At 33.2% G+C, this 23,334-nt stretch carries 18 protein-coding genes and 7 pseudogenes; 21 read left to right on the forward strand and 4 right to left on the reverse strand.

Features of this window, described 5'->3' with window-relative positions:
- Positions 1-90 precede the first annotated feature (90 nt).
- Positions 91-1,042: pseudogene (locus tag ACZZ95_RS19735) on the reverse strand (PhoH family protein).
- A gap of 301 nt (positions 1,043-1,343) precedes the next feature.
- Between ACZZ95_RS19735 and ACZZ95_RS19740 the strand changes: the two are divergent.
- The 6 genes and pseudogenes from ACZZ95_RS19740 to ACZZ95_RS19765 all read left to right on the forward strand — a co-directional run bounded on the left by ACZZ95_RS19740 (position 1,344) and on the right by ACZZ95_RS19765 (position 7,636).
- Positions 1,344-2,171: an SAM hydrolase/SAM-dependent halogenase family protein gene (locus ACZZ95_RS19740; protein ID WP_463471716.1), complete on the forward strand. Its 828-nt coding sequence runs from the start codon at positions 1,344-1,346 to the stop codon at positions 2,169-2,171.
- Positions 2,172-2,492: 321 nt separating this feature from the next.
- The gene (locus tag ACZZ95_RS19745) at positions 2,493-2,789 is read left to right on the forward strand and encodes a putative quinol monooxygenase (RefSeq protein WP_095954017.1); all 297 of its coding nucleotides are present in this window, start codon (positions 2,493-2,495) and stop codon (positions 2,787-2,789) included.
- 148 nt (positions 2,790-2,937) lie between these two features.
- Positions 2,938-3,664: pseudogene (gene gldF, locus ACZZ95_RS19750) on the forward strand (gliding motility-associated ABC transporter permease subunit GldF).
- Positions 3,664-5,348: pseudogene (gene gldG / locus ACZZ95_RS19755) on the forward strand (gliding motility-associated ABC transporter substrate-binding protein GldG). Before gldF ends, gldG begins: the two co-directional pseudogenes overlap by 1 nt.
- 108 nt (positions 5,349-5,456) lie before the next feature.
- Positions 5,457-6,575, forward strand: a complete 1,119-nt coding sequence (dnaN, locus tag ACZZ95_RS19760; RefSeq protein WP_463470327.1) for a DNA polymerase III subunit beta — start codon at positions 5,457-5,459, stop codon at positions 6,573-6,575.
- A 431-nt stretch (positions 6,576-7,006) separates the two neighbouring features.
- Positions 7,007-7,636 (forward strand): DsbA family oxidoreductase, encoded by a 630-nt coding sequence (locus ACZZ95_RS19765; protein ID WP_463470328.1) that lies wholly within the window; start codon positions 7,007-7,009, stop codon positions 7,634-7,636.
- Between the two features lie 85 nt (positions 7,637-7,721).
- Here the strand turns inward: ACZZ95_RS19765 and ACZZ95_RS19770 are convergent, their stop codons facing one another.
- Complete coding sequence (locus ACZZ95_RS19770) at positions 7,722-7,853, reverse strand: hypothetical protein (RefSeq protein WP_256385383.1); 132 nt, start codon at positions 7,851-7,853, stop codon at positions 7,722-7,724.
- A gap of 202 nt (positions 7,854-8,055) precedes the next feature.
- Here ACZZ95_RS19770 and ACZZ95_RS19775 point away from each other — a divergent pair, with 202 nt between their 5' ends.
- From ACZZ95_RS19775 to ACZZ95_RS19835, 13 genes and pseudogenes are all read left to right on the forward strand, one after another.
- Positions 8,056-8,376, forward strand: coding sequence for a hypothetical protein (locus tag ACZZ95_RS19775; protein WP_463470329.1), 321 nt, complete (start codon positions 8,056-8,058; stop codon positions 8,374-8,376).
- A gap of 15 nt (positions 8,377-8,391) precedes the next feature.
- The gene (locus ACZZ95_RS19780; protein WP_463470330.1) at positions 8,392-8,778 is read left to right on the forward strand and encodes a YidH family protein; all 387 of its coding nucleotides are present in this window, start codon (positions 8,392-8,394) and stop codon (positions 8,776-8,778) included.
- Positions 8,779-8,803: 25 nt separating this feature from the next.
- Positions 8,804-9,815, forward strand: a pseudogene (locus tag ACZZ95_RS19785) (ligase-associated DNA damage response exonuclease).
- Positions 9,816-9,881: 66 nt separating this feature from the next.
- Positions 9,882-11,485 (forward strand): annotated as a pseudogene (locus tag ACZZ95_RS19790) (ATP-dependent DNA ligase).
- Positions 11,486-13,946 (forward strand): annotated as a pseudogene (locus ACZZ95_RS19795) (ligase-associated DNA damage response DEXH box helicase).
- A 6-nt stretch (positions 13,947-13,952) separates the two neighbouring features.
- Positions 13,953-14,588: a ligase-associated DNA damage response endonuclease PdeM gene (gene pdeM, locus ACZZ95_RS19800; protein ID WP_463470331.1), complete on the forward strand. Its 636-nt coding sequence runs from the start codon at positions 13,953-13,955 to the stop codon at positions 14,586-14,588.
- Between the two features lie 384 nt (positions 14,589-14,972).
- Complete coding sequence (locus ACZZ95_RS19805; RefSeq protein ID WP_463470332.1) at positions 14,973-15,794, forward strand: STAS domain-containing protein; 822 nt, start codon at positions 14,973-14,975, stop codon at positions 15,792-15,794.
- Positions 15,795-15,837: 43 nt separating this feature from the next.
- Positions 15,838-16,212, forward strand: coding sequence for an STAS domain-containing protein (locus ACZZ95_RS19810; RefSeq protein WP_463470333.1), 375 nt, complete (start codon positions 15,838-15,840; stop codon positions 16,210-16,212).
- A 34-nt stretch (positions 16,213-16,246) separates the two neighbouring features.
- Positions 16,247-16,609 carry an anti-sigma regulatory factor gene (locus ACZZ95_RS19815; RefSeq protein WP_463470334.1) on the forward strand — a complete coding sequence of 121 codons (363 nt, stop codon included), beginning with the start codon at positions 16,247-16,249 and terminating at the stop codon, positions 16,607-16,609.
- Positions 16,602-17,273 (forward strand): ATP-binding protein, encoded by a 672-nt coding sequence (locus ACZZ95_RS19820; RefSeq protein ID WP_463470335.1) that lies wholly within the window; start codon positions 16,602-16,604, stop codon positions 17,271-17,273. The genes ACZZ95_RS19815 and ACZZ95_RS19820 overlap by 8 nt, the downstream gene beginning before the upstream one ends.
- 191 nt (positions 17,274-17,464) lie before the next feature.
- The gene (locus ACZZ95_RS19825; RefSeq protein ID WP_463470336.1) at positions 17,465-17,614 is read left to right on the forward strand and encodes a hypothetical protein; all 150 of its coding nucleotides are present in this window, start codon (positions 17,465-17,467) and stop codon (positions 17,612-17,614) included.
- 5 nt (positions 17,615-17,619) lie between these two features.
- Positions 17,620-18,714 carry a PAS domain S-box protein gene (locus tag ACZZ95_RS19830; RefSeq protein WP_463470337.1) on the forward strand — a complete coding sequence of 365 codons (1,095 nt, stop codon included), beginning with the start codon at positions 17,620-17,622 and terminating at the stop codon, positions 18,712-18,714.
- Positions 18,677-19,267, forward strand: coding sequence for a sensor histidine kinase (locus tag ACZZ95_RS19835; protein ID WP_463470338.1), 591 nt, complete (start codon positions 18,677-18,679; stop codon positions 19,265-19,267). Before ACZZ95_RS19830 ends, ACZZ95_RS19835 begins: the two co-directional genes overlap by 38 nt.
- Before the next feature lie 79 nt (positions 19,268-19,346).
- Here ACZZ95_RS19835 and ACZZ95_RS19840 read toward each other — a convergent pair.
- Positions 19,347-19,641 (reverse strand): annotated as a pseudogene (locus ACZZ95_RS19840) (winged helix-turn-helix transcriptional regulator).
- A gap of 436 nt (positions 19,642-20,077) precedes the next feature.
- Between ACZZ95_RS19840 and ACZZ95_RS19845 the strand changes: the two are divergent.
- Together ACZZ95_RS19845 and ACZZ95_RS19850 are read left to right on the forward strand one after the other, a co-directional pair.
- Positions 20,078-22,432 carry a mechanosensitive ion channel family protein gene (locus ACZZ95_RS19845; RefSeq protein WP_463470339.1) on the forward strand — a complete coding sequence of 785 codons (2,355 nt, stop codon included), beginning with the start codon at positions 20,078-20,080 and terminating at the stop codon, positions 22,430-22,432.
- Between the two features lie 277 nt (positions 22,433-22,709).
- Complete coding sequence (locus tag ACZZ95_RS19850) at positions 22,710-22,910, forward strand: hypothetical protein (RefSeq protein ID WP_463470340.1); 201 nt, start codon at positions 22,710-22,712, stop codon at positions 22,908-22,910.
- A gap of 171 nt (positions 22,911-23,081) precedes the next feature.
- Here ACZZ95_RS19850 and ACZZ95_RS19855 read toward each other — a convergent pair whose 3' ends face one another.
- Positions 23,082-23,330 carry a hypothetical protein gene (locus ACZZ95_RS19855; RefSeq protein ID WP_095954146.1) on the reverse strand — a complete coding sequence of 83 codons (249 nt, stop codon included), beginning with the start codon at positions 23,328-23,330 and terminating at the stop codon, positions 23,082-23,084.
- Positions 23,331-23,334 lie beyond the last annotated feature (4 nt).

Below are 23,334 nucleotides of genomic sequence, written 5' to 3' on the forward strand. Positions count from 1 at the left end.
TAATTTTCAAAAGAAAACATACAAAACGAATATCAATAAATGTTAAAACACAATTCACGATTTACATCTAACATTTTATTAAAATTAAAATTAGTCGTGATTCTCAATTTGTTTATAAGCGTCAATTACCTTTTTAACCAATCTATGACGAACGATATCTTTATCATCTAGATAAATAATTCCGATTCCGTCAATGTCTTTTAGAACCAAAATTGCTTCTTTAAGACCAGAAATAGTTCTTCGTGGTAAATCGACCTGTCCAGGATCACCCGTAATCATAAACTTCGCGTTTTTTCCCATACGAGTTAAAAACATTTTCATTTGTGAGTGCGTAGTGTTCTGTGCTTCATCAAGGATTACAAAGGCATTATCAAGCGTTCGCCCACGCATAAAAGCAAGCGGTGCAATTTGAATAATTCCTTTTAAGATGTAATCTTCGAGTTTTTTCGTTCGGAAGCATATCACGCAGCGCATCGTAGAGCTTACCGCATGTAAGGATCTAGTTTTTCTTTCATATCCCCAGGCAGAAATCCGAGATTTTCTCCGGCTTCAACTGCAGGACGTGTCAAAATAATCCTTTTAACTTCTTTATCTTTTAACATTTTAACCGCCATAGCGACACCGGTGTACGTTTTTCCGGTTCCAGCAGGACCAATTGCAAAGACCATATCATTTTTCTTAATGGTATCAACCAGCAATTGCTGATTGGGCGTCATCGCTTTGATAATTTTACCGCCAACACCATGAACTAAGATTTTATCATGATCATAAGATCTTTTATCTTCTTGACCATCACTCATAATTACACGTTCAATTACATTATCATCAATATTATTGTAACGGGTAAAATGAAGCATTAATCTTTGAAATCTTTTTCGAATTCATCTAAAACATCTTTTTCGCCAAATGCTTTTAAAGTTGTCCCTCGCGCTACGATTTTAAGCTTCGGGTAATACTTTTTAATGATTTCTAAATGGCTGTCCTGAGCGCCCCAAAATTCTTTTGGAGCAATATCTACTAGCTCGATTATTCTTTCGTTCAAATGAAGTAGTTTTAAATTAGATAATTCCTTTTTTTATTTAGTGGTTGTCGGGTCTTTTTTATTAGTCACAGTTTTCGGTGGCAGTTTTCAGAATATTCTTTATAATAAATTTAATTTTCTTTACAAAGAAGAAAACTGGGACTGAAACTGAGAACTGAGACTTCTATATCAGCAAACTTAATTTTTAAAAACACAATTTATCTTTTCTTTCTTTCAATTTGTATTTACTATTATTAGCTTTGCATTTCTCAAATTTAATGAAAATTAGATTTAAATACTATCAATAGTTATAAACAAAATGATGTCAATAATTACCCTTACTACAGACTACGGCTTAAAAGATCACTTTGTGGGGTCGCTGAAGGGTAAAATACTTTCTGAAAATTCAGAGGTTCAAATAATTGACATTTCTCACGACATTGATCCCTTTAATACTGCGGAGGCTAGTTATATTATTGGTGCCTCTTATTTTAGCTTTCCAAAAGGAACAGTTCACCTTATTGGTGTTGACATTGAGCGTAATAAAGAGAATCAGCATATTGCAATGCAGTGGAATGATCACTATTTTATTTGTGCCGATAACGGAATACTAAGTATGCTTACGCAGAAAATTGTACCACAGAAAATTGTCGCTATAAATATTCACGATCGTTTCCCAATTGAGTCAACAGATTTGGACATATTTATCCAAGTTGCTTCTCATTTGGCAAAAGGCGGTCTATTGAATGTAATTGGCAAGGAAATTACTGCTATAAAAGAAGCTACGGAATTACAGGCTATTGTACCTGATGACGGAAATTCGATAAAAGGATATGTAATTTACATTGATCATTTTGGAAATGTTGTGACCAATATTTCTAAAAAACAATTCTTAGAAGTTTCGCGCTACCGTCCGTATGAGATTGTGATGAAACCTAAAAGTATCAAAACGATTCTGCCTAATTATTCGGCTATTGCAACTTCAGACAAATACCCGATAAAAACATATGAAGGGGAAAAACTAGCTATTTTTAATGAAGCTGGTTTTCTTGAAATTGCTATTTTTAGGAGCAATCCTTCTAAAGTTGGTTCTGCCAATAGTTTATTGGGATTGAATTATCGTGATGTGATTACGATTCAGTTTTCTTAATTGTAGATTTTAGACTTTAGATTTTAGATTTAATGGCTCTCGGATTTAACTGATTTATACAGATTTACACGGGTTTTATTCTCATTTTTTGTCATTTCGGCTAAGGAGAAATCACACTGGAAACTCCGTATAATATGTCGCCAATCTTTTTAGAATCACGCATGAGATTTCTCCTTCGTTGAAATGACAATCCTGTGCTTAAAATTATACTTTATAATATTTTAATTTTTTTCTAAAAACAACAATCAATTTTGGTATTTTTGCGCACCTGTAAGAATTAGATTTTCATAAAATCTAAAATCAGCAATCTAAAATAACAATATGTTTGTCAGAATAGTAAAAATGAGTTTTCATGAAGAAAAAATCCCTGATTTTCTGGAGAATTTTGAATCTGTGAAAGAGAAAATACGAAATGCCGACGGAAATCGTTTTTTAGAATTGTATCAGGATAAAAATGACAAATGCATCTTTTTCACTTACAGTTACTGGGAAACCGAAGAAGATTTAGAAAATTACAGAAATTCTGAATTATTTAATACGGTTTGGAATTTTACAAAGAAATTATTTAATGCAAAACCAGAAGCGTGGAGCGTTGATAAATTGGTCAGCTTAAATTAAAACGATTTAACCGCAAAGAACGCAAGTTTTTTTCTTATGAAACTTTGTAAAACGCTAAAGTTCGCAAAGCTTTGACTAATAACTTTGCGAACATTGCGTAAAACTTTGCGTTCTTTGCGGTTAGAAAATAAAAATTGAAACAAAATATATGAAGTCTATAATTCTAAGAGAAATAAAATCCTTTTTTGGCTCTCCTATTGGCTATTTAGTCATTGCGATTTTCTTAATCAGCGGCGGACTCTTTTTTATGGGTTTTTGAAGGAGATTACAATATTCTAAATTCTGGTTATGCCGATTTGACTCCATTTTTTACTTTGGCGCCTTGGATTTTAATTTTCTTAATTCCAGCCGTAACGATGAGAAGTTTCTCTGACGAAAAAAAACAAGGAACATTAGAATTACTATTAACCAAGCCTTTATCGATTTGGGAAATCGTAAACGGAAAATTTTTCGGTTCTTTTTTATTGATCATTTTAGCTATTATTCCAACATTGATTTACGTAAAAGTAATTTCAGATTTGGGTGCGCCCGAAGGTAATATTGATATGGGAAGCACAATTGGTTCTTACTTCGGATTATTGTTTTTAATTGCTTCTTATTCAGCAATTGGCATCTTCACTTCTACCCTTTCAGAAAATCAGATCGTAGCTTTTATTATTGCTGTTTTCTTATGTTTTTTCTTTTATTTTGGTTTTGAAGGCTTAGCTTCTTTAATTCAGGGTTCGAATAATTTTGTAGCTGTTTTAGGAATGCAGAATCACTTTAAAAGTATGAGCCGTGGTGTAATTGACACACGCGATGTTATTTACTTTCTAAGCATTACAATCGCTTTTCTATCTTTTACTGTTTATCAACTAAAATCTTTTAAAGCGTAATGAAAGCATCTACAAAGCAAAATCTAAAAACATTAGGCATCACTATTTTTATTTTAGTTGTTTTAAATGTACTTGGAACCTTATTTTTTCAACGTATTGATTTAACAAAAGACAAACGCTATACTTTATCGCCAACTTCATTAGGAATTATAAAACAAGTTCAAAATCCGCTTTCTGTAAAAATTTACATGGCAGGAGATCTTCCAGCAGATTTTAAAAGATTACAACAAGAAACGAAACAGTTATTAGAAGAATTTCAGGCATATAACAAAAATATAGTTTTTGAATTTGTTGATCCTTTAGAAAATGAAGACGAAAGCGACGAACTGACAAAATCACTTTTCAAAAAAGGATTAACTCCTGTAAACATTACAGTTGACGACAAAGGAAAACAATCTCAAGCAATGGTTTTTCCTTGGGCAGTGGCGGTTTACAATAATAAAGAAGTAAATATTCCATTATTGAAAAATATAATGGGAGCATCGACTACGCAAAAAGTAATTGGATCTATTCAGCATTTAGAATATTCAATTGCTGATGCCATTAATAAAATTACCAAAGACAAGCAGAAAAAAGTTGCGATTATAAGAGGTAATGGCGAATTGAAAGAAATTCATATTGCCAAAATGCTGGTGCAGATTAAAGAAAGTTACTACATTGGACCGTTTACGTTAGATTCTGTTGCAACAGATCCAAATGGAACTTTAAATGCACTTAAAAAGTATGATTTAGCCATTATTTCAAAACCAACTGAAAAATTTACTGACGAGGAAAAAGAAGTTCTGGATCAGTTTATTATGAATGGCGGAAAAACGCTTTGGTTAATTGATCAGGTTGCCGCCGATATGGACAGTTTATACAATGATCAAGGCGACCTTAGCTTATCCTAGAGATTTAAATCTTAATGATATGTTCTTCAAATACGGATTCAGAATTAATCCGGACTTGGTAAAAGACGAGCAAGGAACTCCTATAAAGCTGGCGACTGGTGAACAAGGAAGCGCAACACAATATCAGGATTTTGTTTGGAAATTTGCACCGCAGGTTTACCCAACAAGCGAACATCCAATTGTAAAAAATCTTGGAGGGATTAAATTTGATTTTACCAGTCCAATTGATACTTTGAAAAACGGAATTAAAAAGACGGTTTTATTGCAATCTTCACAGTATTCAAAAACTATTGGAGCGCCAGCAGAAATCAGTCTGAATATGGTAACAGAAAAATCGACTCCAGAAGAGTACTTAAATAAAGGAAATCTGCCGCTAGCTGTTTTATTAGAAGGATCATTCCATTCTGCTTTTGAAAACAGAGTATTACCATTTAAAGACAATACTTTTGCAAGCAAAAGGAAAACCAAATAAAATGATTGTTATTGCAGATGGAGATTTGGCCAGAAATCAACTAGACAAAAATAGAATGCCAGTTGAATTGGGTTACGATCAAAGAACTGGAAATTTATACGACAACAAAGACTTTATCATGAATTGTATCAATTACCTTCTTGATGATACTGGACTTATTAACATTAGAAGCAAAGATGTAGAACTGCCTTTATTAGATAAAGAAAAAGTTTACGAAAGCTATAGTATTAACCAATTCATAACTATCGGAGTTCCAATTCTAATTTTATTAGTGTTTGGACTTGTATTTACCTTTATTAGAAAAAGAAAGTACAGTAAATAGATGTTAATAAAAAAATTGCGAAACTAAGAATGTTTACGATATATTTGTAAAACCTTACTTAGTTGAAGAAAAACTGAGAAAAAGAGCAAAAAAATAAAACAAAAGACGATGAAATTTATAGTATCGAGTTCGTACTTATTAAAACAATTACAAGTTTTAGGCAGTGTTATTAACAGCAACAATACACTTCCTATTTTAGATAACTTTTTATTTGAACTAGACAATAATGCCTTGACAGTTTCGGCTTCAGATCTTGAAACGACAATGTCTGCTACATTATCAATCGATTCTACAAGTAAAGGAAGCGTAGCTGTACCAGCTAAACTTTTGCTTGAAATTTTAAAAACTTTTCCAGAACAGCCGTTAACTTTTACTGTTGAGGATAACAATACAGTAGAAATCAGTTCAAATTCTGGTAAATATGCTTTGGCTTATGCCGCAGGAGAAGAATTTCCAAAAGCGGTAAGTCTTGAAGACCCATCTGTAACACTTGTTCCTGCTGAAGTTTTAGCAACTGCTGTAAGCAAAACTATTTTTGTTGCTGGAAACGATGATTTACGTCCGGTAATGTCTGGAGTTTTCTTCCAGTTCTCACCAGAAGGATTGATTTTCGTAGCAACAGATGCTCACAAATTAGTAAAATACGCTCGTACAGATGTAAAAGCTTCTCAAGTAGCAGATTTTATTATGCCAAAGAAACCTTTAAATATCTTGAAAAGTATTTTAGGTACTTCTGATGCTGAAGTAAAAATTGAATACAACGATTCAAATGCAACTTTCTCATTTGACAATTATATCTTAATGTGCCGTTTAATCGATGGAAAATATCCAAACTACGAAGCGGTAATTCCAAAAGAAAATCCAAACAAATTAATGATTGACCGTTCTTTATTTTTAAGTTCAGTTAAGCGTGTTGCGATTTTCTCTAACAAAACTACGCACCAGATTCGTTTAAAAATTGCTGGAGCTGAATTAAATGTTTCTGCAGAAGACATTGATTACTCAAACAAAGCAGAAGAAAGATTGACTTGTGATTATCAAGGAGATGATTTACAAATTGGTTTCAACTCTCGTTTTTTAACAGAGATGTTAACTAACTTGCAGTCTGACATGATTATGCTTGAAATGTCATTACCAAATAGAGCAGGAATTTTAACTCCTGTCGACGGTTTAGAAGAAGGAGAAACAGTTACTATGCTTGTAATGCCTGTAATGTTAAATAGTTAACATTAAAGTTTCTTTCTGTTACAGAGATATTTTTTAGTTTCAAATTAAAGATATATCATTGTAAAAAAAAAGATATCGCTATTAACCAACCATTTTTTATACCTAGAAACCGCAATTCCTATAAAGAGTTGCGGTTTTTTATTTAGGTTTATTTTTAGTTTCAGGTTTCAGGTTGATATACTGTGCGTATAATTTTTACCGCAAAGTTCACAAAGGTTTACGCAAAGTTCGCTAAGATTTTGCTTCGGATTGTTTTAGAATGCTAAAGAACGCAAAGCTTTGTGTACTTATACTCTTTACTTTAGAGAAGAAAACTTTGTGATCTTTGCGTAAAATCTTAGCGCACTTTGCGGTTAGAAAAACACAAAGCATATCAACTTGAAACCTAAAACTTGAAACCTGAAACAAATTTTTTTCTTTAACTTTGTAATATGAAAATAGAAATTTGGTCGGACATTATGTGTCCTTTTTGTTATATCGGAAAAAGACAGTTGGAAAGTGCCTTAGAATCTTTTCCAAATAATGATTTTGAAATTGAATGGAAAAGCTTTCAGCTGGATCCAACCATCACTTCTGAACCAGATAAAGACGTTTATACGTTTTTAGCAGAAAGAAAAGGTATGTCGATCGAACAATCTAAAGAAATGCACAAAGGCGTCTCAGAAAGAGCTAAAAGTGTTGGTTTAGATTATAACTTTGATAAAGCTATTATATCCAATTCATTAAATGCGCATAGAATCATTCAGCTGGCGAAAACTAAAAATTTAGGCGATGAAATGGAAGAGGTTTTCTTTAAAGCTTATTTTACTGACGGTGAAGATTTAAATAATGGTCTTACTTTAATAAAATTAGGAACAAAAGCCGGTCTGGAAGAAAACGAAATTAGAGAAGTACTGGAAAGCGATGATTTATTTGTAAAAGAAGTACAATCGGATATTAAAGAAGCTGGAGAAATTGGAGTTCAAGGCGTTCCGTTTTTTGTGTTCGACCGTAAATATGCTGTTTCCGGAGCACAGCCAGTCGATGCTTTTGTTCAAACAATTCAAGAAGTTTTAAAATAAACTTTACTCTTATGAAAATTTAAAAGCGTGCTGTCTACAACTAGACAGCACGCTTTTATTATTTAGTTCTACAATAAACTAAAAATTAATGCCCAGCTTTACCTTTTGAATCTGTTGATTTTGTAGTTGAGCTTTTTCCTCTAGAACCAGAAGTTGATTTTTGAGTTTTTCCAGAATCTTTCATTCCAGATTTCGAATCTTTTCTTGAAGTTTCCATGATGTATAATTTTTTAAATTATTGATATACAAAGTTGCAAAATGGCTGGAAGTATTTTTTATAGAATTAAAATACAATTTTATAAAATAAAGAGCAGACAATAATGTAAGATTAAAACCAAATCCTATAATTTTTTTAATCATCTAATTTTCAAATTTGTATATATCCAAAAGTTGAAATTTATTCATTTAAAGTAACAGCTATGAAAACAAATAATCACATTAGATATACTGCTGAAACAGCAAATTTTAAATGCAGTAAACCGGATCATATTGATACAGCTCATGAAAATGAAGCTCTGGATGCAGAATTTACATCGGGACAAAATCCTGATACTACTTATAAAAATCAGTGTGATGACTTTTCTGATGACTCTTATGAAATTATAGAAAGCGGATTAAATACAGCTGAAGACAACACCCCTTTTTCAACTTATGACTGGTCAAATCCTTATGATAGTTACAATTTGGATCACGAAGATGAAAAATACTCAAACCCGCCTTATAATAAATTTGAAAATTAAAAAATACAGCTAGACATGTCGCCTAAAAATGATCAGGAAATTATGAATGAATACCTCTCTAATGAAAGAACTTTATTGGCGTGGCTTCGTACTGGAATTGGGATAATGGTTTTTGGATTTGTAGCTGTAAAATTTTCACTGTTTTTAAAACAGCTTCCTGCTAAATATTTGGCCGAAACTATTGCACCCAACAGTAATTTCACGATTTACTTAGGAATTGGATTATTGATCGCAGGCGCTTTAACGATCCTCCTGTCCTATTTAAGATATACTAAAACAGTCAAATTGTTAAAAGAAGGAAAGTACCAGTATTCAACCGCTATGCTTACCTTTATTACAATGATGCTTTTTGTTTTGAGTATTTCCTTAATTGCTTATTTAATTATTGCAGCAACAAATTAAATCTTCTAAGCTAATTGAAAAATAAATGAATGTACCACTTTTACAATTTAACGATAAAGGCATTTACTGTCAACAGGCGGATGTTTATCTTGATCCCTGGCGTCCGGTAACTAATGCTATTATCACACACGGTCATTCTGATCATGCGAGATGGGGACATCAAAATTATATCACACATTATTCCAATGTAGCCATCATTAAACATCGCTTGGGCGAAATTAATGTTACAGGAAAAAATTGGAATGAAACTTTTACTATAAACGGCGTCAAATTCTCTTTTCATCCCGCAGGACATATTATTGGCTCTGCGCAGATAAGAGTTGAATACAAAGGCGAAATTTGGGTTTTTACAGGTGATTATAAAACAGAAGACGACGGAATTTCCGTTCCTTATGAAGTCGTAAAATGCCATTCTTTTATAACAGAATGCACATTCGGACTCCCAGCCTTTAAATGGGAACCACAGGCGGAAGTTATGACTGACATTAATAATTGGTGGGCAGAAAATCGTGCAGAGGGAAAAACCTCTGTACTTTTTGGTTATTCTTTAGGAAAAGCACAACGTTTATTAAAAAATCTTGACCCCAACATTGGTCGCATTTACACGCATGGCGCGATTGAAAACATGACCGAAATTGTTCGTCCGTTAATTGATTTACCCGCAACGATAAGAGTAACCCCAGAAACCAAAAAAGAAGATTTATTAGGAAGCATAGTTATTGCACCGCCAAGTGCGCATGGCAGTACTTGGATCAGAAAAATGACTCCATTTGTAACGGGCTCAGCAAGCGGCTGGATGGCTTTTCAGCGGCGCAAGACGCAGACGAGCCGTTGATCGTGGCTTTGTTTTAAGCGACCACTGCGACTGGACAGGATTACTAGAAAGTATTCAGGCAACTGGTGCCGAAAAAGTAATCTGCACACACGGTTATTCTGATATATTTTCAAAATATCTCCGAGAATTAGGCTATGATGCCAGAACTGCGAATACGCAATATGAAGGAGAAACAAACGACGTAACTAATGATGAATTGTGAAATTAATTGTAAATTGTTAATGGTGAATTGTTAATGCCCAACTCATAACTCATAACTCAAAATTAAATGAAAAACTTTGCCGAGCTTATAAAAACCTTAGATAGTTCTAATAAAACATCGGTTAAAGTTGATGCTTTGACGAATTATTTTCAAAAAGCAAGCGACGAAGACAAAGTCTGGACGATTGCCATTCTTTCGCATCGCCGTCCTCCCCGACCAGTTAATACAACTTTATTACGAATATGGGCAAATGAATTGGCTAATATTCCACTTTGGTTATTTGAAGAAAGTTACCATATTGTCGGCGATTTGGCTGAAACGATCGCATTGGTTATTCCGACTACAAAGGAACATTCTGATAAAAGTCTGACCGAATTTTTACAAGAGATTATCGCTTTAAAAAAGAAAACAGATCCTGAAAAAAAGAATACTTGCAGACGAATTGGCTAAACTTAAATTATTACGAACGTTTCGTTTTTACGAAGTTAATTACAGGAAGTTTCCGAATTGGTTTAAGTCAGAAATTAATGACTCGTGCACTTTCTAAAGCTGAAAATATTGACGAAGATACTCTTGCCTATAAACTAATGGGCGACTGGAATCCGAATACGATTACTTTTAAAGAATTGATTTTAGACGAAAGAAGCGACTGATTATTTATCAAAACCATATCCGTTTTATCTGGCTTATCCGATTGAAGGTGAACTTTCAAATTTAGGAAATCCAGAAGATTGGAGTGCCGAACATAAATGGGACGGAATACGTTCGCAGACTATTATTCGTGAAAATGAAATTTATGTTTGGAGCCGAGGCGAAGAATTGGTAACCGACAAATATCCAGAATTTAATTCTTTCATCGGAATAATTCCAAACGGAACTGTAATAGACGGTGAAATTCTTCCTTTCATTGAAAATCAAATTGGTACATTTAATGATCTGCAAACCCGAATTGGGCGAAAAAATGTATCGGCTTCTGTTTTAAAAAAATTCGCCCGTTATTATAAAAGCATATGATTTATTAGAATGGCAGGGAAATGATATTCGAAATCTGCCTTACGAAGAACGCCGTACTTTATTAGAGCAATTATTTACGACTTTAATTGGAAAAGATATTCCGTTGCGACTTTTCCGAAAGATTTAATTTTTCAAATTGGGAAGACGTGACAGAAGAACGACTTAAATCCCGAGAAATGAAAAGCGAAGGTTTAATGCTGAAACGAAAAGATTCTCCATATTTAGTTGGACGAAAAAAAGGCGATTGGTGGAAATGGAAGATTGAACCATTGGTAATAGATGCGGTCCTCACCTACGCTATGCGAGGCCATGGAAGACGCTCTAATTTATTTACCGATTACACTTTTGCTCTTTGGCAGGAAAATGAAAGTAAAGAACGTGAACTCGTCACTTTCGCGAAAGCCTATTCTGGCCTAACCGATGCCGAATTTAGAATGGTCGATGACTGGATCAAGAAAAACACATTGGAACGATTTGGCCCCGTAAGAAGTGTGACGCCCCAATTGGTATTCGAAATTGGTTTTGAAGGAATTGCACTTTCAAAAAGACATAAAAGCGGTGTTGCAACCCGTTTTCCAAGAATTTTAAGATGGCGTCACGATAAAAAAATCGATGAAGCCAATTCTATAGAAGATTTAAAAAATATGATATTATAAATGAATAGAGAGCAGTTATTTAAGATTGCCAGCGATTGGTTTGAAAATCAGGGATGGAAACCTTTTCCATTTCAGACTCAAACTTGGACTGCTTTTTTGCAGGGAAAAAATGGTTTACTAAACGCTCCAACAGGAAGCGGAAAAACTTATGCACTATGGCTTCCCATTATTTTAAACTACATTAAAGAAAATCCGAATTACCAAGCCAAGCATACTTCAGGCTTAAAAGCTATTTGGATTACTCCGCTCCGTTCTTTGTCTGTAGAAATAAAACAAGCCGCAGAAAGAGTTTTAAATGATTTAGACATAAAAATGACTGTTGGAATTCGTTCTGGAGATACTTCAGCATCAGAAAGAGCGAAACAAAAAGGAAAAATGCCAGATCTGCTCATTACTACTCCAGAAAGTCTACAATTGCTTTTAGCATCAAAAGGATTTGAAACTGTTTTTAAAAACTGCAGTTCGATAGTTATAGATGAATGGCACGAATTACTTGGAACAAAACGCGGTGTACAGGTAGAATTAGGCTTATCCAGACTTAAAACTATAGCAAAAAATATTCGTATTTGGGGCATTTCTGCAACTATTGGCAACTTACAGCAAGCGCAGGAAGTTTTGCTTGGAATTGATTCTGAGGCGTACCATAATTCTGTTTTAATTAAAGCTGTAATTAATAAAAAAATAAAAGTCGTCTCGATTATTCCAGACAAAATGGACACTTATCCCTGGCGTGGCCATATGGGATTACATCTGATTGATGAAGTCGCGAAAATTGTCAAAGCCAGTAAAACGACATTGATTTTTACGAATGTTCGTTCGGCATGCGAAATTTGGTATCAGCGATTATTAGAAAAATATCCCGAATTTGCCGGAGAAATGGCGATGCATCATGGTAGCATTGATCGAGAAACCCGACTTTGGGTAGAACAAGCCATTCGTAATGAAGAATTAAAAGTGGTTGTTTGTACTTCAAGTCTAGATTTAGGTGTTGATTTTGCTCCAGTTGAATCAATTATTCAGGTTGGCGGTCCAAAAGGTGTTGCGCGATTTATGCAGCTGAGCTGGACGAAGCGGTCATCAGCCGGGAAAAGAAAGTGTAATCTACTTTCTTGCCACCCATGCCATTGAATTGATTGAAGCATCTGCCTTAAAAAAAGCCGTAGAAAACAGCGTAATAGAAGACCGTGTCCCGTATTTGAACAGCTGGGATGTTTTGGTTCAATATCTTAACACTTTAGCGGTTTCTGATGGTTTCTTTCCTGATGAAATTTTTAAGGAAGTACAGGGAACTTTCAGCTATCAAACCATGACTAAAGAAAATTGGAATTGGATTTTAAATTTCATTACCAACGGAAGTCAAAGTTTACAGGCTTACGACGAATTCAAAAAAGTAGAAATTGAAGAAGACGGCCGTTATAAAATCAATAGCCGAATGATCGCCATGCACCACAGAATGCAGATTGGAACTATTGTAGGCGATGCCGTTTTAAATGTTAAGTTCATGAGCGGTTACTATATCGGAACAATTGAAGAATGGTTTATTTCGAAATTAAAACCGGGCGACACTTTTATTTTTGCGGGAAAAAAACTTGAATTGTTCCGTATTCGAAATATGCAGGTTTTGGTCAAAAAAGCAAGTGCGAAAAAAGAATCTAAAATTGCCAGCTGGATGGGAGGCCGTTTGGCACTGTCTTCTCAAATGAGTGAGTTACTTCGTCAGGAATTGTATCGTGCCAACACAGATGATCTTTCACCTGAACTGAAAGCTTTGCGACCTTTGTTTAAAAGACAGCGAAAAGAATCTATTGTTCCTGATACCAATGAATTTTTAATAGAAACTTTTAAAACCAGAGAAGGATATCATGCGATATTTTATCCGTTTGAAGGACGCTTTGTGCATGAAGCATTAGCCAGTTTATTGGCATACCGAATCAGTTTGTTACAATCCATTAGTTTTTCTCTGGCATATAATGACTACGGATTTGAATTACTTTCTGATCAGGAAATTGATATTGAAGCAGTATTAGACAATAATCTTTTTTCAACAGAATATGTACATCATGATTTACAGAAAAGCTTAAATTCGACCGAAATGGCAAGAAGAAAGTTTCGTGATATTGCTGTAATCGCTGGATTGGTTTTTACTGGTTTTCCTGGGAAAATGGTCAAAACGAAACATTTACAAAGTGGTTCTCAATTACTGTTTGAAGTTTTTAGGGATTATGAGCCGGACAATTTATTACTGCATCAGGCGTACCGCGAAACATTTGAACATCAATTGGAAGAAGGGCGTTTGATTTTGGCTTTGGAACGAATTGCAAACCAGCAAATCGTCTGGAAACAATGTCTTAAGCCAACTCCATTTAGCTTCCCTATCATTACAGACCGTCTGAGAGAAAAATTATCAAGTGAAACTTTAGCAGAAAGAATTCAGAAAATGACTGCTTCTTACATGAAATAATAATTTATGAAAATTGAAATTAATAACGAAGTATTCGAGCTTCATCCTACTGGCGCCCTTTATTGGGAAAGCAAAAAAACAGTCATTATTTCTGATCTTCATTTGGGCAAAGTAACACATTTTAGAAAACACGGAATTGCTATTCCACAAAGTGCTGTTTCAGAAAATTTTAGAAAAATTACAGAGGTTTTAGATTATTTCGTTCCTGAAAAAATTATCTTTTTAGGAGATCTATTTCACAGCACCAAAAATGCAGAATGGGATTTATTTGAAAATTGGGTTTTAGACAATAATTACGAAACCTATTTAATTACGGGAAATCACGATATTATTGATGAAAGTCATTATAAAAAAATCGGAGTTGTTGTAGTGGAAATGTTAGAAATCAATACATTTTTCTTTACCCATCATCCAACCGAAAAAGAAAACTTATTTAATTTTTCTGGACATATTCATCCGGGAATAATATTGAGAGGTTTAGGACTTCAAAGCTTAAAATTACGTTGTTTTTTCAGGCAAGATAACCAAATGATTTTGCCTGCATTTGGTGAATTCACTGGAAAGCATTTATTAAAGCCAAATTTAGACCACATTATATATGCTATCGCTGGAAATGAAGTGATTTTAATTAATAAGAAATAAATAATTATCTATAATATTTGAAACTATACTTAACCATTCTAATTTATTTTTTTTTAAGGTATTAATTATGCTCATATAAAGTTTTTCTTAAATAGTTATTTTGAGCTTTTTGATTTTAAAAAATTATATTTCTTATTGTTATCGAATAGTAAAGTCTAAATTATTAGGATGTGTGTCCACCATAAAATATTCTCCATATAAATTGAATAGAAGAACAACGAAATAATTACTAAATATTAAGTAAAATAAATTCTAACTTAATAAATTATTACACTTTTAACAGTTAAACTGAATTTTACATTTTATCTGGGTTTTAACAAATCTTTTCTTAAAGTATGTTTAAATGTCATATATTTGTTAGAGAAAATACCAAAATTAAAGCAAATGCAAAACAATATCCTAGGTGTCCTAAAAGAGCACGAAAACAAATTATTAACTGTATGGTCACAAATTCTTTCTGATATTGGAGCTAGTGATGGCGCTATGGAAGAAGAAGAGTCAAAAGAGTTCGCTTCTGTGTTTTTAACAGCCTTATCTAATGAAGATGCACGCGAGTTAGAAAAAGTAGAAGATCTTATAATTGGAATTTCAACTTCACGAGGAAAGCGTGGTTATTCCCCAAGAGAAAACGCTCAATATTTGACCTCTTTTAAAGAAGCTACTTCTAAAATTCTTTCGGAATTAATATCAGATTCTTCGAAACTTTACGAAGCCAATTTAAAATTGAATTCCGTTTTAGACAATTTGACTATTTTAACTTTTGAAGCCTTCATGAGAGGAAGAGAAGATGTTATCTCAAGACAAGTTGATGAAATAAGTGAAATTTCGACTCCAGTTATTACGGTTTGGGAAGGTATTGTTGCTTTACCAATCATTGGTACATTAGACAGCTCCAGAACTCAGGTGGTTATGGAAAATCTTCTGCAAGAGATCGTAGACACAGGAAGTTCTATTGCAATTCTTGATATTTCAGGTGTTCCTGCAGTAGATTCTCTTGTTGCACAGCATCTTATTAAAACAGTTAGTGCAACACGTTTAATGGGTGCAGAATGTATTATTAGTGGAATTCGTCCAGAAATAGCTCAGACTGTTGTTCATTTAGGAATCGATCTTACTGGAATCATTACAAAAGCATCTCTTGCAAGTGCACTTAAAACTGCATTTGACATGTTACAGCTTTCTGTTGTTAAAAGAAATAAATTGTAGATAAGATTTTATTATTCATATGGAAAGAATTCCAATACTAAAAATGGGGGATTTTCTGCTTGTTACCATACAAGTAGATTTGTACGATCAACTGGCAGAAAACCTCGAATCAGATTTAATTAATACTATAAGTAAACATAGCTCTAAAGGTGTATTAATTGATATTTCTGCAGTTTCTATAATTGACTCTTTTATGGGCCGAATTTTAGGGAATATTGCCGTTATGTCAAAAATAATGGATGCACAAACTGTGGTTGTAGGAATGCGACCTGCAGTTGCTATTACACTTGTTGAATTAGGATTATCTTTAAACGGAGTCATAAGCGCCTTAAATGTTGAAAAAGGTATGGATCTACTACGCTCAAAAATGCAAAACAGCTATAATGAAGAGCACTTAGATGACAACGATAACGAATAGTAAAGAAGAGTCTCTTATTGTAAGGGAACAAGATGTGGTACCATTGCGCAATCGTGTAAAAGAGTATGGCGTAAAAATTGGTATGAGCATATTAAATCAAACCAAATTGATTACAGCCACAAGCGAACTTGTCCGTAACCTGCTAAAATATGGCGGTGGCGGCAAAGTCATCATAGAATCTGTCAGCAATGGCCGAGATAATGGTGTACGTGTAACCTTTATTGATCAAGGTCCCGGTATAGCCGATATAACACTGGCTATGAAGGATGGATACAGTACAGGAAAAAGCCTCGGCTTGGGTCTGCCAGGAACAAAAAGACTTGTTAATGAATTTGAAATTAAATCAGAACTAGGAAACGGAACTACCGTTACTATAACAAAATGGAAAAATGGATAATACGTTTTCCACTTATAAAATAGACGATCGAAGCCTTATTGCTTTTATAAAAAGAGAAATACATAATCTGGCCCTTCAACTGGGATTTACACCTCACAGGGTCGCTGAAACAGATATTATTGTTGCAGAACTAACTTCAAATCTTATCAAATATGCTAATGGAGGGGAATTACTTTATAGAGCACATTTGGAAAATGGATACAATGAAATTGAGATTTATTGTCTTGATAAAGGTGTAGGATTTGAAAATGTTGCCAAGATAATGAACGACGGATATTCTTCTTCTAATACTCTTGGCCATGGATTGGGCTCGATTAAAAGATTAAGTAATGATTTTCAAATTTACTCCATGAAAAACTGGGGTTGCGTTCAATATGTTAGAATCTGCGAAAAAGCCAATCTAGAATTACCTGCTCTTCAAACTGGAATCAGTCATGCCGCAATTGCAGTTAATTATCCCGGTGAAAAAATTTGCGGAGACGGATACCATATAAAATATTCTACTAGAGGTTTTCAAATCTTTGTTGGTGACGGATTAGGTCATGGAGAAAGCGCTGGAGAAGCTATACAAGCCGCAATAAAAATCTTTAAGCAATCTGCTGAGACAGAACCTTCAGCTATACTGCGGGATATACATTCTAGGGTAAAAAAACCAGAGGATTAGTTGGAACAATAGCTTCAGTCGATTATAAATCGGAAACTTGGAATATTTGCGGCATAGGCAATATTAATACGAGAATTTATAACGGATTAGAAAATAAAACCTATACACCCTATAATGGAATTATAGGACATAACATTCCGCGTACTTTAAACAGCACAATAGTTCCTTACAAAAGACATCAAATTATTGTTATGCATAGTGATGGATTACGTACCAGATGGAATCTTAATGATATGACTTCTATTCTTAAGCAGAGTTCATCCATAATTGCGTCAGCACTATTCAAAGAAAATGTGAGAGGTACAGACGATGCTACAATACTTGTTGGTAAAATAAATTAAGCCCCATGAAAGAGATCATAAAAATTAATCTTGATAACGAAATGGACTTAATACTAGCCCATAAGCGATGCATGAAAATTGCAGAAATGTGTGGTATGGCATCTTCTTTTCAAACAAGATTTGCAACGGCTGTTTCTGAAATTGCCAGATGCTCTATTGCTAAGGGTAAGGATTCTCTGCTTGTTTTGGGTGTGAATATTATTAAAAGCACCCAAAAGGAAATTGTCGCAATTATCACAGACTCTGTTGATTTAAAAAACTGCAATCCAGAAGCATTTATTTATGCCTCTAAAATTTCTAATGATATGGAATATAGTTATTCTAATAATCAATCGATTACTAGAATAAGTCTGCCTATATCTTCTCCTGGATTACTTTCAGAAACCAAAATAAAAAGTCTTATTGACTATTTTAAATATGAGCCTCCACTATCTCCTTACGATGAGATTAGAAAGAAAAATATCGAACTTATTGCTCTTTCAGAAAAACTGACAGAAAGCGAAAACAAATACAAACAGCTCGCTAATACACTGCCAATTCTTATTTGTGTTATAAATGAACGTAATAATGTTTTATTGGTAAACGAATCTTTAGAAAAATTTCTACTAAAGCCACTTCTTAATTTCGATAAAAAATCACTTCATAATTTTATTCATCCCGATGATATTGATATAATATTAGACGGATGGAGCAAAGCAAAAAGAAATCATTCTGTGTTTTTTGGAGAAACCAGAATTAAAAATTCCTCAGACTACACATGGCATTTGGTTTCAATAACACCAAATAAAGCAGAGGACGGAACTTTTAATAACTGGCTCGTTTATTTTGTTGATATCAGCGCTCAAAAAATGATTGTTGAAACACTAAAAGACAATAGTGAACTAAAGATAATTCAGCATGAACTGGAAAGTGCAAATTCAAAACTTCTTTTCAAAAACAAAGAATTGGAGCAATTTGCGTATATAGCCAGTCATGATTTACAAGAACCGCTTAGAAAAATCATGATTATGCTTTCTCGGGCAGGAGAACACTTAAGCGAAGATCAGAGAAAGCAGTATTATTTTGATCGAATTACGCTCGCAACTCGGAAGATTATCTAATTTAATTGCAGATGTACTTAACTATTCGCGAATTGATAATAAAGAAAAATATTTTGAACAAGTAGATCTTAATAATGTACTGCTTCAAGTTCAGGCCGACTTGAGTATGGTTATTGAAGAAAAAAATGCCATAATAAACGTGAACCCGCTTCCAAAAGTTTTGGGTCTGGATACACAGTTAGGTCAGCTATTTTACAATTTAATCAATAATGCACTTAAGTTTAATACTGCCCAGCCTACGGTAACAATTTCATACGGAGATGTTCCGAAAGATGAACATTTCGTCGCTAATCCCGAAAATTATGAAGTAATTTCTATTGCTGACAACGGAATTGGTATGGATAATAAATATTCTGCCCGCATATTTGATATGTTTCAACGTCTGCATGAGCGAGATCAATATGGAGGCAACGGAATTGGACTAGCGCTTTGCAGAAGAATTATTGAAAACCATAATGGTATAATTAATTTTAACAGTACACCAGATGAAGGAACTATTTTTTGGATTTATCTTCCAAAGAACAAAGTTTCATCTTCAGCTATTTTAAAATAGAAAGAGAGTTTATCTTTCTAATTTAAAATAGAATAGATTTTCCTTCGAAATTCATTACCACTGTTTACTTGTGTATTAACTATGACAATCCTTCTAACTGCTGAAAAACAGGAATTAAAGCTTTTCCTTTTTCAGTCAAATTATATTCAATGTGCAAAGGCTTCAATTTAATGGTTGTTTTTTTCTAAAAGTCCTTCTTCTTCCAGTTCCTTTAAAGCAGTAGCCAAAGATTGTTTATTTGATCCCTGAATTTGTCGCAGTAAACCATTAAATCGCAACGGAGATTCTACAGCCAAACGAAAAATTTCAGCTTTCCATTTACCCGATAATATTTTTAAAAGCCTTTGTGCTGGACAAGTTTCTATTTCTTCCATATTTTATTGTGTAGTCAAAAAAACTTGACCTCTTGTTTTGGAATGTTTTTTAATTAAATTTTGCGGAAATATTTAATGTAAAAATATAAAATGAAAACAAAGAAACCTAGTGAAATAACCATCGAGGATTTATTAAAAAAAGCAGAAAACTGTGGAATTAATAATTTATATTCTATTAATTGTCACTGCGTTACTATTATTGATTATTGCTTTTCTATTTTAATATATTATCTTGTTAATTTTACTTTTTTCATTTGATTATGATTACAATTTTGGATTCAAATTCATTTCAAAAAATAAAAAATAAACCACTTTGAAAGACTCAAAATCGCAATCTGACGATTAAATATGGCGGAATGTCTAATTTAATTTTTTCTTTACGAAAAGTTTTGCAAAAAAAATTAAATTTGATCTCCCTAAATAAGCCATATACATTATGATTTTTCAAAAAAGAACTTTTTATTTTTTAACGCTGTTTTTATTTCTTTTCTATTCCGCGTTAAGTTATTCGCAAGAACAAAAACCTGTCAAAAAAGAAAACGCCGGCAGATTGTTTAATGACACAACGGCCACAGACAGCGATTATTTAATGGCGATTGAAAAAGCCGGAGAAGTGTTGGAATCTGCTTACAACGACATCGATTTCCAAGGTGATACTCATCATCTTTTTGGCGAAATGAAACGTACAGAAAGCAAACTGAACCTTATTCTAGCCAGTCTAAAAGGAGCCAACCCAAATGTGCGTAACCAGCAGATGTATCGTATTGTTCTACAGGAAATAGAACAGGAATTAGAAGAGCAGAATAAATCTATAAACGAGAGAAACCTTAATCTGGAAAAGATTAAAAGTCGTGTAATTGATCTTCGAAAAGACAAAACCCTAATCACTTTACTTAGAGATACTATTAAGCGCAAGCAATTCAAGAAAGAATTTGCCGATCTTAAAAAGAGATATGTTGGTACAGATAGTCTGATGACTAAAAACCAAACTGTTTTGAACAATAAGAAAAGATTAACCGTACAGCGAAAAATTGCTGTGTCGAGCGCTCTGGTAAATGTTGAAAGCAAACTTGAAAAATCAGGAATAAGTATTTTTAATAAAGAGTACCCTTCCCTATGGCAGATCAGCGATTCTGCTATTGCTAAAAAAGTAACGCATAACATTAAAGCCAAAATTATAATTGAAGAAAATGTTGCCGCTTATTATCTTAGTTACAAAGCAGGCGGATTGATTACTTTATGTTTCTTCATGGGACTTTTGTTTTGGTACATTTCTCGAAACGTAAAATACCTAAAAGCAAATGGTTATTCTGAAAGTCTTTTACTTTTAAACTTCAAATATCTAAATCGCGGTGTTTTACTGCCGGTTTTGGTTATTGCTTTAAACATTGCCGTTGTTACCAATTTATATGCACCGGCATTATTTTTAGAATTATTACAGCTTATTCTGCTTGCAGTTTTAACCGTACTTTTCAAAAATCAATGGTCGGGAGTTTCCATGCGAAACTGGCTTTTCCTTTTAGGACTATTCTTTGCACTTTGCTTTTTGGATTTGTTTATTACAATCGGATTATTACAGCGTTTTGCATTTGTAGCCATCAATCTTTTGGGTATTCGATACGGTTTAGTTCAAATTAAAACACTTAAAGAAGAACTTTATATAAAAGGCTTTTTTAAGTGGGCAAGTATAATCTTTATTGGCTTAAATGGCTTGTCGATTCTCTACAATTTATTTGGCAGAGTTTCACTTTCTAACATGTTAAGTATTACAGCATTTATTTCTCTTACTCAAATCGTTGCTTTAAGTGTAGTTTTGAAGATAATTTTAGAGATAATCCTTTTGCAGATTTACACCACTAGAGTTAAAAGAGGAATAGAAAAAATGTTTGATTACGAAAGTTTATCAGATACTTTAAAGAAACCTTTTATTATTGTAATCAGCTATATGTGGATTATTGTAATCGCATCAAATCTGAATATTTGGGAATCGCTTCGTGCTTCTTTTCAAAAGATATTAAGTCATCCTAATACAATTGGAAGCATCACTTTTACACTTGGTAATATTGTTTTATTCTTTATCATTATCTGGGTTGCCCATTTATTGCAAAATTATGTTGCTTATTTCTTTGGTGAAATTGACGATGAAAACGAAGAAAACATCAACAAAAGACAGCATTCAAAATTATTGATTACCCGATTAGTAGTTTTAATCAGCGGTTACCTTCTTGCCGTTGTCGCTTCTGGAATGCCGTTAGACAAACTGAGTATTCTTTTAGGAGCTTTAGGTGTCGGTGTCGGACTTGGACTTCAAAATGTAGTAAACAATTTTGTATCGGGAATTATATTGATTTTTGATAAACCAATTCAGATTGGTGACGTTGTGGAGATTAGTTCAGAATCAGGTCGTGTAAAATCGATGGGACTTCGTACAACCAAAATTAATGCGCCAAATGGAGCCGAAATCATTATTCCGAATGGTAATTTATTATCTCAAAATATTACAAACTGGACATATACGGATAATTTTAAATTAGTAGAAGTTACTTTTGAAATCGTAGGCGAAACCATTCCTGAAGAAATTAATTTAACGGTAAACGAAACACTCGCCAATCTGCCAATGGTAAATAATTCAAAACCATCACAGATTTATTACAGTGCTATTTCTGACGGAAAGTATAAAGTACTGATCAAATTCTGGTGTAGTATTTACAGAACAGAAGAAACGATAAGCTCTGCAAGACAAGAACTTTATACTAGTTTTAAAAATAAAGGCTTGAATTTTTCTAGTTAGAACTAACAAAGAAACATTCTGATTATTTAAAAAGTCGCAACTCCTTTAGGGTTGCGGCTTTTTTTATTTATCGTTTATCCTAAATAGTGCATTCAAAGACCTTTCACGCCACATAAAAAAATAAATATGTAACTAAATGATTAGTATCATGTTTTGAAATAAATGATGATAATACATTTACTTTATTAAATTAGATGTTCAAAAGCATTACAAAAATGATAACCACTAACCTGTCGCTGTTCTAATTGTAAAAAAAAAAAAAAAAAGATTTAAAAATGTGAAAGAATCTTTTAAAACAAAAAATATCAATAAAAAGGAAACAAATAAAATGAAAGAAGGTTCTGCTCATAGGAATGGCGGCATACATATCCAAGATTTGGATTGTCTACCAAATACTGCGTTGGTTGGAGTGCGCGTGCTGGTAACGCGTCGCTGTGTCGCGAGCAGACCTCTTTTATTTTTGAAAGCGATTATATAGATGAAGTCATTTTGCTTCAAATAAATCAGTATCAATTTTTATTATTTTAAAATCTCAAAACAAATAATATCAAATAAATATTGGCTACTATTTTAATAATAACTTTAATTCAATTTTCATTTAAAATAGTTACAAAATTAAATTTACACCGACTATTTAAACAGCGGAAGGTTATCTTAAAACACTTATTGTATTTGCTAAATCTTCTTTCATAATAAAATCCTTAATGAATTCTTGAACTTCACCTCTAGCTTCCATTTTTGTTTCAAATGAATTAATATGAAATTCATCATCCTGATCGCTGATATGTATAATTTCAGTATATCCTTTTGAGATCAAACTGCCTTTTAATTTAATAATATTGAACTGTTGTTTTCCATTCAGCTCTTTACGCACCTGCAATTGTATAGCTTTTCCCATATAT

This window comes from Flavobacterium sp. AC267 (assembly GCF_979258715.1).